Raw genomic sequence first — 13,903 nt, 5'->3', positions numbered from 1 at the left:
GCGGTCGTCGGGGCCCGGCAGGGCGCGCGGCGCGCAACCCGCGGGCAACGAGCAGGGTGCGCCGGGACCCGCCATTCCTCGGGACATCGAAGCCAAACAGCTCAATCCCGAAGTCCGACGCGAACTCACGACACTGGACAAGGCCACCGCCGACTTCGTCGCCCGCCACCTGGTGGCCGCAGGCACATTGCTCGACGAGGACCCCGAGGCCGCGCTGGAACATGCGCGGGCGGCCCGTGCGCGTTCGAGCCGGCTCGCGGCAGTGCGCGAGGCCGTCGGAATCGCGGCATATCACTGCGGCGATTGGAATCAGGCGCTGGCCGAATTGCGCGCGGCGCGCCGGATGGGCAGCAAGTCGCCGCTCCTGGCACTGATCGCCGACTGCGAACGCGGCATCGGCCGGCCGGAGCGAGCGATCGAGCTGGCGCGTAGCCCGGAAGCCGAGCAGCTCACCGGCGACGATGCCGACGAACTGCGCATCGTCGTCGCCGGCGCCCGGACCGACCTCGGTCAGGTCGAGCAGGCGCTGGCGATCCTGTCCTCACCTCCACTCGACCGGACCAGGACCGGGCAGACCGCGGCTCGGCTGTTCTATGTCTACGCAGAGACGCTGCTCGCGCTGGAGCGCCGCGACGAGGCGCTGCAGTGGTTCATCAACGCCGCCGCCGCCGACCTCGAGGGCGCCACCGACGCCGAAGACCGCATCACCGAGCTGAGCTGAGACGGTCGTGACAAGCATTGCTGCGCAACATGACTGCCTGCTGCTCGACCTCGACGGCACCGTCTTCCGTGGACACGAGCCGACCACCGGGGCCGTCGACACCCTCGCGGCGATCGAGGCGAGAGTCCTCTACGTCACCAACAATGCCTCCCGCGCACCCGGTGACGTCGCCGCGCACCTGACCGAACTCGGATTCCGTGCCACCGCCGACGACGTCGTCACCAGCGCGCAGAGCGCCGCCAGACTGTTGGCCGACCAGCTGCCGCCCGAGGCCAAGGTGCTGATCGTCGGGACCGAGGCGCTGGCCGACGAGGTTGCCGGCCGCGGACTGCGGCCGGTCCGCCGGGCGGACGACGAGCCGGTCGCCGTCGTGCAGGGCCACAATCCGCAGACCGGTTGGTCCGACCTCGCCGAAGCGGCCCTGGCCATCCGGGCCGGCGCCCTGTGGGTGGCCGCGAACGTCGATCTCACCCTGCCGTCCGAGCGCGGCCTGCTGCCCGGCAACGGATCGATGGTGGCGGCGCTGCGGGCTGCGACCGCACGGGAGCCGCAGGTGGCAGGCAAGCCGCAGCCCACCCTGTTCTCCGACGCGCTCAGCCGGGGGAGCTACGCCACTCCGCTCACCGTGGGGGACCGCCTCGACACCGACATCGCCGGCGCCAACGCCGCGAAGCTGCCCAGCCTTCTCGTGCTCAGCGGTGTCAGCACCGCCGACGACACGCTGCGCGCCCCTGCCGACCTGCGTCCCGGCTTCATCGGCGCCGACCTGCGCTCGCTCGACCGGCCCGCGGAAGAGCTGAGGGTGGGACCACACCCGGGGTGGCGGGTCGACGTCGACACCACGGCGGTCACCGTCAGCGCCACGGGTCAGGATCACGGCGACGATCTGTCGGTGCTGCGCGCACTGGCCGACGCGGTGTGGTCGGCGGGTATCGCGGGGGATTCGCTGACCGTCGACGCCGGTGACGACACCGCCCGGGAGGCGCTGCAGCACCTGTCGCTGCTGTGATGCCCGATCGACTAGCGTGAACGTCGACATGATTACCGACCCCGATCAGATCCGCTCCGAGATCGCGGCTCGGCTCGCCGAGTTGCCCGACGTCGGCCCCGATGCGGCCGAACTCGCCGATGCGGAGATCGAGGCGATCGCCGCGCAACTGGAGCAGGCCCACGATCTGCTGGTGCACGCGCTCGAGGCGGTGGACCGGGGTCCCGCGGCCGCTTCGGGCTCCGAGAGGTGAGCGCACGTGGCGCGGCGCGCTCGTGTTGACGCGGAACTGGTGCGGCGCGGATTGGCGCGGTCGCGCCAACAGGCGGCCGAACTGATCGGCGCCGGCCTCGTGTCCATCGACGGCATGCCTGCGGCGAAGGCGGCGACGGCGATCGCCGTGGACGCCAACCTCACCGTGACCGCCGCCGAGCGGACCTGGGTTTCGCGCGGCGCGCACAAGCTCATCGGCGCCCTGTCTGCCTTCGGAATCTCGGCAGACGGCAGGCGCTGCCTGGATGCCGGCGCGTCGACCGGCGGCTTCACCGAGGTGCTGCTCGACCGGGGTGCCCGCGAGGTGGTCGCCGTGGACGTCGGGTACGGACAGCTGGCCTGGTCGTTGCGGTCCGACGAGCGGGTGACCGTGCTGGAGCGGACCAACGTGCGCGAGATCACCGCCGAGACGATCGGTGGTCCGGTCGACCTCGTGGTGGCCGACCTGTCGTTCATCTCGCTGGGCACCGTGCTGCCTGCGCTGACCGCCTGCGCGTCACCCGACGCCGATATCGTTCCCATGGTGAAGCCGCAATTCGAGGTCGGCAAGGGCCGGGTCGGACCCGGCGGGGTGGTGTCCGAACCGGGCCTGCGGGCCGAGGCGGTGCTGCAGGTCGCGCACCGCGCCGCCGAACTCGGCTGGCACGCCGCCGGGGTCACCGCGAGCCCGCTGCCGGGCCCGTCGGGAAACGTGGAGTACTTCCTCTGGCTACGCAGCGGCGCGGACGGCGCGTTGTCCGAAGGCGACCTCGAGCACGCGGTGACGCGTGCCGTGACGGAAGGGCCGCAATGACGGTCGAACGAACCATGCTGATGGTGGTGCACACCGGGCGTCCGGAAGCCATCGACGTCGTCCGCCGGGTGCAGAAGGTGTTGAGCAACAACGGCATCAGCCTCCGGGTACTGGCCGCGGAGGCCGTCGACAAGGCCCCGCTGCATCTGGCGCCCGAGGAGATGGGCGCCCTCGGTACGGGTTTCGAGGTGGTCGATGCGGAGGAGCGGGCCGCCGAGGGCTGCGAGCTGGTGCTCGGCCTCGGTGGTGACGGCACGTTCCTGCGCGCCGCCGAACTCGCCCGCAACGTCGAGATCCCGGTGCTCGGCGTCAATCTGGGCCGCATCGGCTTCCTCGCCGAGGCCGAGCTCGACGCGCTCGACAGCGTCCTCGACCACGTCATCAACCGCAACTACCGCATCGAGGAGCGGATGACGCTCGACGTGGTGGTCCGCGCGGCGGGAGAGATCCTGCACAGGGGATGGGCGCTCAACGAGGCGAGCCTCGAGAAGGGCCCGCGCCTCGGCGTGCTCGGCGCCGTGCTGGAGGTCGACGGCAGGCCGGTGTCGGCGTTCGGCTGCGACGGCGTGCTGGTGGCGACCCCGACCGGATCCACCGCCTACGCCTTCTCCGCCGGCGGTCCGGTGCTGTGGCCGGATCTCGAGGCGATCCTGGTGGTGCCGAACAATGCGCACGCGCTGTTCGCCCGGCCGATGGTCACCAGCCCGGACGCGGCGATCGCCATCGAGATCGAGGGCGACGGACACGACGCGACGGTGTTCTGCGACGGCCGTCGCGAGATGAAGTTGCCTGCCGGCGGCCGGCTGGAGGTCACCCGATGCGGTACGCCGCTGAAATGGGTGCGCCTGGACAGTGCGCCGTTCACCGACCGGCTGGTGCGCAAGTTCCGGCTGCCCGTGACCGGCTGGCGGGGGCAGTAGTCACCGGTGCTGGCTGAAATTCGAATCGAGTCGCTGGGCGCCATCAGCGCCGCCACCGCCGAGTTCGACCGGGGGCTGACCGTGCTCACCGGCGAGACCGGCGCGGGCAAGACGATGGTGGTCACCGGTCTGCACCTGCTCGGCGGCGCCCGTGCCGACGCCTCGAGGGTGCGGACGGGGGCGGGTCGGGCCGTGGTCGAAGGCCGGTTCACCACGACCGATCTCGGCGACGGGACGGCAGGCCGCATCGACGGGATCCTGGACTCCTGCGGCGCCGAGCGCGACGACGACGGCAGCGTCATCGCGGCGCGTTCGGTCAGCCGCGACGGTCCGTCCCGCGCCTATCTCGGCGGCCGCAGTGTGCCTGCGAAGTCGCTGAGCACCTTCACCACCGAGTTGCTAACCCTGCACGGCCAGAACGACCAGCTGCGGCTGATGCGGCCCGACGAGCAGCGGGCGGCGCTCGATCGGTTCGCCGGCGTGGACAAGCCGCTGCTGAGGTACCGCGCGGCGCGTGAGGCGTGGTTGACCGCCCGCCGCGATCTGGCGGACCGCCGCGAGCGTGCGCGTGAGCTCACCCTGGAGGCCGACCGGCTGAAGTTCGGCCTCGACGAGATCGACGCCGTCGCCCCGCAGCCCGGCGAGGACGAGACGCTCGTCGAGGACATCCGGCGGCTGTCGGAGCTCGATGCGCTGCGTGAAGCGGCGCGTACCGCGCGCACCGCGCTCGCCGGTGCGTTCGACGAGCTCGCCGCGCCGGGGGATTTGTCGGCGGTAGACGGTCTGGGTCACGCCCGGGCTGCCCTGGAGGGCACCGACGACACCGCGCTGCGTGCCCTCGGCGCCCGGGTGGCCGAGACGCTCGCGGTGGTCAATGACGTGGCAGGCGAGCTCGGCGACTTCCTGGCTGAACTGCCCAGCGATGCCAGCACCCTGGAAGCCAAGCTCGCACGACAGGCTGAGCTGCGAACGCTGACCCGCAAGTACGCCGCCGACATCGACGGAGTACTGGCATGGGCGCACGAATCGCGGGAGCGGCTCGATCAGCTCGACGTGTCGGAGGAGGCGCTCGCCGGCCTCGACGAACGGGTGCGTGAACTGCAGGCCCACGTCGTCGCGGCGGCGACGGAACTGACCAGGGTTCGCACCAAGGCGGCGAAGGGCCTTGCGAAGGCCGTCACCGCGGAGCTGTCCGGGCTGGCGATGGCCGGCGCCGACTTCACCCTGACGGTGGCGCCACTGCCGGCCCGGGCCGACGACTCGGCACCGCTGACGCTGGCCGACGGCACGGAGGCACATGCCGGGCACGACGGTGTCGACGCCGTCGAGTTCGGGTTCGCCGCTCACCGTGGCACCGACGTCCTGCCGCTGTCCAAGAGTGCGTCGGGCGGCGAGCTGTCGCGGGTGATGCTGGCGCTCGAAGTCGTCCTCGCCGCGTCCGATGCCGGCACCACGATGGTCTTCGACGAGGTCGATGCCGGAGTCGGCGGCCGGGCAGCCGTCCAGATCGGGCGTCGGCTGGCCCGGTTGGCGCGCAGCCACCAGGTCATCGTGGTCACCCACCTGCCGCAGGTCGCCGCGTACGCCGACGCGCACCTGGTGGTCGACAGCGGCGGCCGCGGCAACGCCAGCCGGGTGCGGCGCATCGACGACGACGACCGGGTGGCCGAGCTGGCGCGGATGCTGGCCGGGCTGGGCGAATCCGACAGTGGCCGGGCGCACGCACGTGAGCTTCTCGACGCCGCACAGCAGGAGCGCACCGACGCCCCGTGATGTGACAGCTGTGACAGAAGCACACTTCTGAGGCAGGTGTTACGGCGCGCCTCCACCTCTACTTGAGGGTTGGCCGACAGAATCGGCCGCATGAAGATGTCAGCGCTGCTAACCCGAAATGCCGGCACGCGCCCGGGCCTCACCGGAACCGCACGAGTCGACCGCGACATCGACCGGCTCCTGCGGCGTGTGGGACCCGGCGACATCGTCGTGCTCGACGCGCTCGACCTGGACCGCATCACCGCCGACGCGCTCGTCGAGGCGAACGTCGCAGCCGTGGTCAACGCGTCGCCGTCGATCTCCGGCCGCTACCCCAATCTGGGGCCCGAGGTGCTCGTCGCCAACGGCGTGCTGCTGATCGACGAGACCGGGCCGGACGTCTTCAAGAAGGTCAAGGACGGCGCCCGGGTGCGCCTGCACAACGGCGGCGTGTACGCCGGTGACCGTCGCCTGGCGCTGGGCACCGAGCGCACCGACCAGGAGATCAACGAGCTGATGCACGAGGCCAAGAGCGGCCTCGTCGCGCATCTGGAAGCCTTCGCCGGCAACACGATCGAGTTCATCCGCTCGGAGAGCCCGCTGCTCATCGACGGCATCGGCATCCCCGACATCGACGTCGACATCAACCGCCGCCACGTGGTGATCGTCGCCGAGGAACCCGACGCGGCCGAGGACCTCAAGGCGCTCAAGCCGTTCCTGAAGGAGTACCAGCCGGTGCTCGTCGGCGTCGGCACGGGCGCCGACGTGCTGCGCAAGGCGGGTTACCGGCCGGCACTGATCGTCGGCGACCCCGACCGGATCAGCGCCGAGACGCTGCGCGGCGGAGCGCAGGTGATCCTGCCCGCCGACGCCGACGGCCACGCCGCCGGGCTGGAGCGGATCCAGGACCTCGGCGTCGGCGCGATGACGTTCCCCGCGGCGGGATCGGCGGCCGATCTGGCGCTGCTGCTGAGCCACCACCACGGCGCGTCGCTGATCGTCACGGTCGGCCACTCCGCGAGCATCGAGGAGTTCTTCGACCGCTCACGACAGCACAGCAATCCCTCGACGTTCCTGACCCGCCTCAAGGTCGGCGAGAAGCTCGTCGACGCCAAGGCCGTCGCCACGCTGTATCGCAGCAGGGTCTCCGGCGGCGCCATCGCGCTGCTGATCATGGCGATGCTGGTCGCGGTGATCGCGGCACTGTGGGTGTCGCGGGCCGACGCCGCCGTCATCGACTGGGTCGTGGAGTACTGGAACCAGTTCACGCTGTGGATCCAGGGTCTGGTCACCTGAGGGGTATCGATGATCTCGCTTCGCGCGCATGCGATTTCACTGGCCGCCGTGTTCCTGGCGCTGGCGATCGGGGTCGCGCTCGGATCCGGCCTGTTGTCGAGCACGGTGCTGTCCGGGCTCCGCGACGACAAACAGGATCTACAGCATCAGATCGACACGCTGACCGGCGAGAAGAACGCGCTGAACGAGAAGCTCAGCGCCGCTGCTGAATTCGACGCCCAGATGTCGCAGCGGATCCTGCGGGACGCGCTTGGCGGCAAGTCGGTGGTGCTGTTCCGCACACCGGACGCCGCCGACGACGACGTCGAGGCGCTGTCGCGGCTGATCGGCCGGGGCGGCGGCACCGTCACCGGCACCGTGTCGTTGACCCCGGAGTTCGTCGAGGCCAACTCCGCGGAGAAGTTGCTGTCGGTGGTGAACTCGCCGATCGTGCCCGCCGGTACCCAGCTCAAGACGACGTCGGTGGATCAGGGCTCCCAGGCCGGGGATCTGCTCGGCATCGCTCTGCTCACGACCGGCAAGCCCGATGCGCCCGCAGTCGATGACATGTCCCGTGACACGGTGCTGGCGGCGCTTCGCGACACGGGCTTCCTCACCTACGGTGACCAGCGCATCGGCGCCGCCAACGCGGCGGTGGTCGTCACCGGGGCGGGGATGGCCGACGATGCGGGCAACCGGGGCGCCACCGTCGCGAGATTCGCCGCGGGCCTCGCGCAACACGGGTCGGGGACTGTTCTGGTCGGCCGGGACGGGTCGGCGTCGGGCACCGGATCGGTGGCGGTGACCAGGAGTGACGCCGCGCTGTCCGCGGCGGTGAGCACGGTCGACGACGTCGACGCGGAGTCCGGGCGGCTCACCGCGGTGCTGGCCGTGCAGGATCTCGTCAGCGGTGGGCGGCCCGGGCAGTACGGCATCGGGCAGGGCGCCACCTCGGTCACCGTTCCCCAGTAGGCGACCCAGTCGGTCGCAGCTACGGCGCGTCAGTGACGTCATGTCGGACTCGCTGTTAGGGTGGGGTTCCGTGGGTCGGCAGGCCCCAGCAGTCCTTGCATCGTCCTGCGCCGGTCATCACGGAGGTCGCTCTTGCCATCGTTACGCAAGCACCCGCAAACGGCGACCAAGCATCTCTTCGTCACCGGCGGCGTGGTGTCCTCGCTCGGCAAGGGGCTGACGGCCTCCAGCCTGGGTCAGCTGCTCACCGCCCGCGGGCTGCAGGTGACGATGCAGAAGCTCGACCCGTACCTGAACGTGGATCCCGGCACCATGAACCCGTTCCAGCACGGTGAGGTGTTCGTCACCGAGGACGGCGCCGAGACCGACCTCGACGTCGGGCACTATGAACGGTTCCTGGACCGGAACCTGTCCGGCTCGGCGAATGTGACCACCGGTCAGGTGTATTCGACCGTGATCGCCAAGGAGCGGCGCGGCGAGTATCTCGGCGACACCGTGCAGGTGATCCCGCACATCACCGACGAGATCAAGCGCCGGATCCTGGCGATGGCCATCCCCGACGCCGACGGCAACCGGCCCGACGTGATCATCACCGAGGTCGGCGGCACCGTCGGCGACATCGAGTCGCTGCCGTTCCTGGAGGCCGCCCGCCAGGTGCGCCACGAGGTCGGCCGGGAGAACTGCTTCTTCCTGCACTGCTCCCTGGTGCCGTACATGGCCCCGTCGGGCGAGTTGAAGACCAAGCCGACCCAGCATTCGGTGGCGGCCCTGCGCAGCATCGGTATCACGCCCGACGCGCTGATCCTGCGCTGCGACCGCGACGTGCCGGAATCGCTGAAGAACAAGATCGCGCTGATGTGCGACGTCGACATCGACGGCTGTATCTCGACGCCGGACGCGCCGTCGATCTACGACATCCCGAAGGTGCTGCACCGCGAGGAACTCGACGCCTACGTGGTGCGCCGGCTCAACCTGCCGTTCCGCGACGTCGACTGGACGCAGTGGAACGATCTGCTGCGGCGGGTGCACGAGCCGCAGGAGACGGTGCGGATCGCGCTGGTGGGCAAGTACATCGACCTCTCCGACGCGTACCTGTCGGTCGCCGAGGCACTGCGTGCGGGCGGCTTCAAGCATCACGCCAAGGTGGAGATGCGGTGGGTCGCCTCCGACGACTGCGAGGCGGACGGGGCGGCCCTGGCGCTCGGCGACGTGGACGGGGTGCTCATTCCCGGCGGGTTCGGCATCCGCGGCATCGAGGGCAAGATCGGCGCCATCTCCTACGCCCGCAAGCGGGGCCTTCCGGTGCTCGGGCTGTGCCTGGGCCTGCAGTGCATCGTCATCGAGGCGGCGCGCTCGGTGGGGCTGGCCGACGCCAACTCCGCGGAGTTCGACCCGACGACCGCGGACCCGGTGATCTCCACGATGGCCGATCAGCGCGATGCGGTGGCCGGCGAGGCGGACCTGGGCGGCACGATGCGACTCGGTGCGTATCCGGCTGTGCTGGAGCCGGATTCGATCGTCGCGCAGGCCTACCAGGCGACTGAGGTTTCCGAGCGACACCGGCACCGCTACGAGGTGAACAACGAATACCGCGACCGGATCGCGGCCAGCGGTCTGCGGTTCTCCGGCACGTCGCCCGACGGCCATCTCGTCGAGTTCGTCGAATACGGCCCCGACGTGCACCCGTTCCTGGTGGGCACGCAGGCACACCCTGAGCTCAAGAGCAGGCCCACCCGCCCGCACCCGCTGTTCGCCGCGTTCATCGGTGCGGCTCTGGAGTACAAAGCCGCCGAGCGCCTGCCGGTGGAGATCCCGGAGCGTTCCAACGGCGCCGAGGCGGCAGGCGATCAGGCCGAGTTCCTGCACGAGCAAGCCGCCCGTGGCTGAGCACGACTTCGAGACCGTCGAGAGCGAGACCGTCTACGTCGGCAAGATCTTCGCGCTGCGCGCCGACGAGGTGCGGATGCCGGGCGGCACGACGGCGCGTCGCGAGGTGGTCGAGCACTACGGCGCCGTCGCGGTGGTCGCACTCGACGACGCCGGCAACGTCGTGCTGGTGTATCAGTACCGCCACCCCTTCGGCCGCAGGCTGTGGGAGCTGCCCGCCGGCCTGCTGGACGCCGGCGGAGAGGCGCCGCACATCACCGCCGCCCGAGAGCTCGAGGAGGAGGCCGGCCTGGCCGCCGACACCTGGTCGGTGCTCGTCGACCTGAACTCCGCGCCCGGATTCAGCGACGAGAGCGTGCGGGTGTACCTGGCGACGGGCCTGTCCGACGTCGGGCGGCCCGACGCGCACGACGAGGAGGCCGACCTGACCGTCGAGCGGGTTCCGCTGTCGGAGGCCGTCCGTATGGTGCTCCGCGGAGAGATCGTCAACTCGATCGCCGTGGCGGGGATCCTGGCGGCCAACACCGTCGGGGACCGCGACGGGCTCCGCCCCGTCGGTGCGCAGTGGGTGGACCGGCCGACGGCGTTCGCGCGCCGGAAAGGGCACTGATGGCCACACCGGCGCTGGGTGCGGGCGGCTCGCCGCCGGGCCTGGGGTCGGTGCTCGACGGTCAGTTGCAGGGGTACCTCGACCACCTCGCGATCGAACGCGGCGTCGCCGCCAACACGCTGAGCTCCTACCGGCGTGACCTCCGCCGCTACGCCGACCATCTGCACGCCCGCGGGATCGGCGACCTGGGCGCGGTCGCCGAGACCGACGTCAGCGACTTCTTGATGGCGCTGCGGCGCGGCGATCCGGAGGCGGGCACCGCCGCGCTGTCGGCCGTCTCCGCGGCCCGCGCGCTGATCGCTGTGCGCGGGCTGCATCGCTTCGCGGCCTCCGAGGGCCTGACCGACCTCGATGTGGCGCGCGCGGTCAAGCCGCCCACACCCTCACGCCGGCTGCCCAAGAGCCTGACCGTCGACGAGGTGCTGGCGCTGCTCGACGGGGCAGGCGGAGACAGCGACGCCGACGGCCCCCTGACGCTGCGCAACCGCGCGATGCTGGAACTGCTGTACTCCACCGGCGCCCGCATCTCCGAGGCCGTCGGCCTGGACGTCGACGACGTCGACACCCACGCGCGGTCGGTACTGCTGCGCGGAAAGGGCGGCAAGCAGCGGCTGGTGCCGATCGGCAGGCCCGCGGTCAGTGCGCTCGACGCCTACCTGGTGCGGGGCAGGCCCGACCTGGCCCGCCGCGGCCGCGGCACGGCAGGTACGTCCCCCGGTCGCTGCGCTCCTGCCCCAGGAGCGATCTTCCTCAACGTCCGGGGCGGCCGGCTGTCTCGGCAGAGCGCCTGGCAGGTGCTGCAGGACGCGGCGGAGCGCGCCGGGATCACCGCGGCCGTGTCGCCGCACACGCTGCGGCATTCGTTCGCAACCCATCTGCTCGACGGCGGCGCCGACGTTCGCGTCGTCCAGGAACTGCTCGGCCACGCCTCGGTGACCACCACGCAGATCTACACGATGGTCACGGTGCACGCGCTGCGCGAGGTGTGGGCGGGCGCCCACCCCCGCGCGCGGTAGCCGCGATCAGCCGAGGTATTCGGATTCGAGCACCAGGTCACCGAGCAGCGTCTGGTACTCCACGTGTCATGAGCGCGACGCCAGCTTGTGGTTGTCCCACGACACCGTGCGCTGCGTCGGCGCGAACACCACCCACCGCGCCGAGCGGCCCTGCGCGCTCATCGGGTTGCGCACCCGCTGCCCCGGCGGCGGCGCCGGCTCGCCGTGCCCGCCGGCGTACTTGCCGCCCATCTGCCAGCGCACGTCCTCCAGGTGCTGGTCGGCGTCCTCTGCAGCGGCGTCCTCGAGCACCCGAGCCTCACCCTGGAACATCACACCCTGCAGGTCGGGGAAGCGTTCGTGGCGGTCGACGAGCACCGTGCAGGCGGGGTTGCGGCGCAGGTTGGCCACCTTCTGTCCGCGGCAGTAGAAGTAGACGCGGCCGCCGGCCCAGCCGAACCAGAGCGGGGTCAGGTTGATCCGGCCGTCAGGCCCCAGGGTGGCGATCCGCATGTTCCACGAGGTCTTCATCAGCTCGTCGAGCTCGTCGTCGGTGAGGCTCAGCCGGGCGGGGATGCGGGCCATCTGGTCCTCCGTGAAGGTCGGTACTCGGCGTCAACAGCGTATGTCGCCCGCGGGTCTGCCCGTTTCCGCAGCGTCGCGCCGTTAAACTTGCCCGGATGTTCGCCATGGCCGAGATATGAGTGAGGACGGCGGCGGCGCCGACCCACCGGCGCAGGCCGGCCTCACCGGCCGGACGGCGCGCACCGTTCCCGAACCGGCGCCACGCACGACGCACGGCCCGGCCAAGGTCATCGCGATGTGCAACCAGAAGGGCGGCGTCGGCAAGACCACGTCGACGATCAACCTCGGCGCGAGCCTCGCCGAGTACGGCCGCCGGGTGCTGCTGGTGGACCTCGACCCGCAGGGCGCCCTGTCGGCCGGTCTCGGGGTGCCGCACTACGAACTCGACCACACGATCCACAACCTGCTGGTCGAACCGCGGGTGTCGATCGACGACGTGCTGATCAACACCCGGGTCAAGGGGCTGGACCTGGTGCCCAGCAACATCGACCTGTCCGCGGCGGAGATCCAGTTGGTCAACGAGGTCGGCCGCGAGCAGACACTGGCCCGGGCGCTGTACCCGGTGCTGGACCGCTACGACTACGTGCTCATCGACTGTCAGCCGTCGCTGGGACTGCTCACCGTCAACGGGCTGGCGTGCAGCGACGGCGTGATCATCCCGACCGAGTGTGAGTACTTCTCACTGCGCGGGCTGGCGCTGCTGACCGACACCGTGGACAAGGTGCACGACCGGCTCAATCCGCGGCTGTCCATCAGCGGCATCCTGATCACCCGCTACGACCCGCGCACCGTCAATTCCCGCGAGGTGATGGCGCGGGTGCTCGAGCGCTTCGGCGACCTGGTGTTCGACACTGTGATCACCCGAACCGTCCGCTTCCCCGAGACCAGTGTGGCCGGCGAGCCCATCACCACCTGGGCGCCGAAATCCGGTGGCGCCGAGGCATATCGGGCGCTCGCGCGGGAAGTCATCCACCGGTTCGGCGGGTGAGCACCGACGCCGCAGCCGCTGGGAACGGCGAACCGGACGCCGGCGGTCAGACCGGGTTCCGGGTGCGTCTAAGCAACTTCGAGGGCCCTTTCGACCTGCTGCTGCAGCTGATCTTCGCCCACCGGCTCGACGTCACCGAGGTGGCGCTGCACCAGGTGACCGACGACTTCATCGCCTACACCCGCGACATCGGCCCGCTGCTGGAACTCGACGAGACCACCGCGTTCCTGGTGGTCGCGGCCACGCTGCTCGACCTCAAGGCGGCGCGGCTGCTGCCCTCGGGCGAGGTGCACGACGAAGAGGACCTCGCGTTGCTCGAGGTGCGCGACCTGTTGTTCGCGCGCCTCCTGCAGTACCGGGCGTACAAGCATGTGGCGGTGATGTTCGCCGAACTCGAGGCGGCGGCGCTGCGCAGCTACCCCCGGGCGGTGTCGTTGGAGGACCGCTACGCCGACCTGCTGCCCGAGGTGATGCTCGGCGTCGACGCCGACAGGTTCGCCCAGATCGCGGCGACGGTGTTCACGCCGCGGCCGGTGCCGACGGTGGGCATGGAGCACATGCACGTCTCCGCGGTCTCGGTGCCGGAACAGGCCAGGCGGCTGTTGTCGCTGCTGGAGATCCGGGGAGCGGGCGAGTGGGCGACGTTCGCCGAACTGGTCGCCGAATGCGAGGGTCCGATCGAGATCGTCGGCAGGTTCCTGGCGCTGCTCGAACTGTACCGGGCGCGGGCGGTAGCATTCGACCAATCAGAACCGCTTGGTGTGCTCCAGATTTCGTGGACCGGGGATCGGCCGACCAGCGAACACCTGGCAACCGCTGACGCGGTGGAAGAGCGAGAACCATGACCGACGACATCGCGGTGCACGACGACCTGAGCCGCACCGACTCCAATCACACCGAATCGAACCGCATCGACCCGAACCACACCGACGTCGACGACACCGACCTGGGCATCGACGTCGCGACGGCACCGGAGCTCGAGGACGCCGAACTCGAAGCGGTGCTCGAGGCGCTGCTGCTGGTGGTGGACACCCCGGTGACGGTGGATGCGCTGGCGACGGCCACCGAGCAGCCGGCATACCGGATCGTCACGAAGCTGACGCAGATGGCCGCGGAGCTGGCCGAGCGCGGCAGCGGCATCGAC

At 70.7% G+C, this 13,903-nt stretch carries 14 protein-coding genes and 1 pseudogene; 14 read left to right on the top strand and 1 reads right to left on the bottom strand.

Annotation, left to right across the window (positions count from 1 at the left end; all coding sequences use genetic code 11):
• From Q2100_RS13315 to xerD, 11 genes are all read left to right on the top strand, one after another.
• On the top strand, positions 1 to 721 hold a 721-nt coding region (locus tag Q2100_RS13315; protein ID WP_302914444.1), incomplete at its 5' end, for a tetratricopeptide repeat protein.
• Positions 722 to 728: 7 nt separating this feature from the next.
• Positions 729 to 1,730 (top strand): HAD-IIA family hydrolase, encoded by a 1,002-nt coding sequence (locus Q2100_RS13310; protein ID WP_302914443.1) that lies wholly within the window; start codon positions 729 to 731, stop codon positions 1,728 to 1,730.
• Positions 1,731 to 1,758: 28 nt separating this feature from the next.
• Complete coding sequence (locus Q2100_RS13305) at positions 1,759 to 1,962, top strand: hypothetical protein (RefSeq protein WP_302914445.1); 204 nt, start codon at positions 1,759 to 1,761, stop codon at positions 1,960 to 1,962.
• Between the two features lie 6 nt (positions 1,963 to 1,968).
• A complete protein-coding gene (locus tag Q2100_RS13300) occupies positions 1,969 to 2,775 on the top strand; it encodes a TlyA family RNA methyltransferase (RefSeq protein ID WP_302914442.1) in 807 nt (268 codons plus the stop codon).
• Positions 2,772 to 3,695, top strand: coding sequence for an NAD kinase (locus Q2100_RS13295; RefSeq protein WP_302914441.1), 924 nt, complete (start codon positions 2,772 to 2,774; stop codon positions 3,693 to 3,695). The genes Q2100_RS13300 and Q2100_RS13295 overlap by 4 nt, the downstream gene beginning before the upstream one ends.
• 6 nt (positions 3,696 to 3,701) lie before the next feature.
• Positions 3,702 to 5,468 carry a DNA repair protein RecN gene (gene recN, locus Q2100_RS13290; RefSeq protein WP_302914440.1) on the top strand — a complete coding sequence of 589 codons (1,767 nt, stop codon included), beginning with the start codon at positions 3,702 to 3,704 and terminating at the stop codon, positions 5,466 to 5,468.
• A gap of 90 nt (positions 5,469 to 5,558) precedes the next feature.
• Positions 5,559 to 6,743, top strand: a complete 1,185-nt coding sequence (gene steA, locus Q2100_RS13285) for a putative cytokinetic ring protein SteA (RefSeq protein ID WP_302914439.1) — start codon at positions 5,559 to 5,561, stop codon at positions 6,741 to 6,743.
• Positions 6,744 to 6,752: 9 nt separating this feature from the next.
• On the top strand, positions 6,753 to 7,694 hold the full coding sequence (locus Q2100_RS13280) for a copper transporter (protein ID WP_302914438.1): 942 nt from the start codon (positions 6,753 to 6,755) through the stop codon (positions 7,692 to 7,694).
• Positions 7,695 to 7,826: 132 nt separating this feature from the next.
• Positions 7,827 to 9,581: a CTP synthase gene (locus Q2100_RS13275; RefSeq protein ID WP_302914437.1), complete on the top strand. Its 1,755-nt coding sequence runs from the start codon at positions 7,827 to 7,829 to the stop codon at positions 9,579 to 9,581.
• Positions 9,574 to 10,191, top strand: coding sequence for an NUDIX domain-containing protein (locus Q2100_RS13270; RefSeq protein ID WP_264013623.1), 618 nt, complete (start codon positions 9,574 to 9,576; stop codon positions 10,189 to 10,191). Before Q2100_RS13275 ends, Q2100_RS13270 begins: the two co-directional genes overlap by 8 nt.
• Complete coding sequence (gene xerD, locus Q2100_RS13265; RefSeq protein ID WP_302914436.1) at positions 10,191 to 11,207, top strand: site-specific tyrosine recombinase XerD; 1,017 nt, start codon at positions 10,191 to 10,193, stop codon at positions 11,205 to 11,207. The genes Q2100_RS13270 and xerD overlap by 1 nt, the downstream gene beginning before the upstream one ends.
• A gap of 66 nt (positions 11,208 to 11,273) precedes the next feature.
• Here xerD and Q2100_RS13260 read toward each other — a convergent pair whose 3' ends face one another.
• Positions 11,274 to 11,771, bottom strand: coding sequence for a pyridoxamine 5'-phosphate oxidase family protein (locus Q2100_RS13260; protein ID WP_302914435.1), 498 nt, complete (start codon positions 11,769 to 11,771; stop codon positions 11,274 to 11,276).
• 115 nt (positions 11,772 to 11,886) lie between these two features.
• Here Q2100_RS13260 and Q2100_RS13255 point away from each other — a divergent pair, with 115 nt between their 5' ends.
• From Q2100_RS13255 to Q2100_RS13245, 3 genes and pseudogenes are all read left to right on the top strand, one after another.
• Positions 11,887 to 12,759, top strand: a complete 873-nt coding sequence (locus Q2100_RS13255) for a ParA family protein (RefSeq protein WP_269895467.1) — start codon at positions 11,887 to 11,889, stop codon at positions 12,757 to 12,759.
• A complete protein-coding gene (locus Q2100_RS13250) occupies positions 12,756 to 13,604 on the top strand; it encodes a segregation/condensation protein A (protein WP_269895468.1) in 849 nt (282 codons plus the stop codon). The genes Q2100_RS13255 and Q2100_RS13250 overlap by 4 nt, the downstream gene beginning before the upstream one ends.
• Positions 13,601 to 13,903: pseudogene (locus Q2100_RS13245) on the top strand (SMC-Scp complex subunit ScpB); the annotation flags it as partial. The gene Q2100_RS13250 and the pseudogene Q2100_RS13245, both read left to right, overlap by 4 nt.

The sequence above is a fragment of the Mycolicibacterium arseniciresistens genome, assembly GCF_030519285.1.
GTDB classification, from domain to species: domain Bacteria; phylum Actinomycetota; class Actinomycetes; order Mycobacteriales; family Mycobacteriaceae; genus Mycobacterium; species Mycobacterium arseniciresistens.
This window is presented reverse-complemented; position numbering and strand designations above follow the sequence as displayed.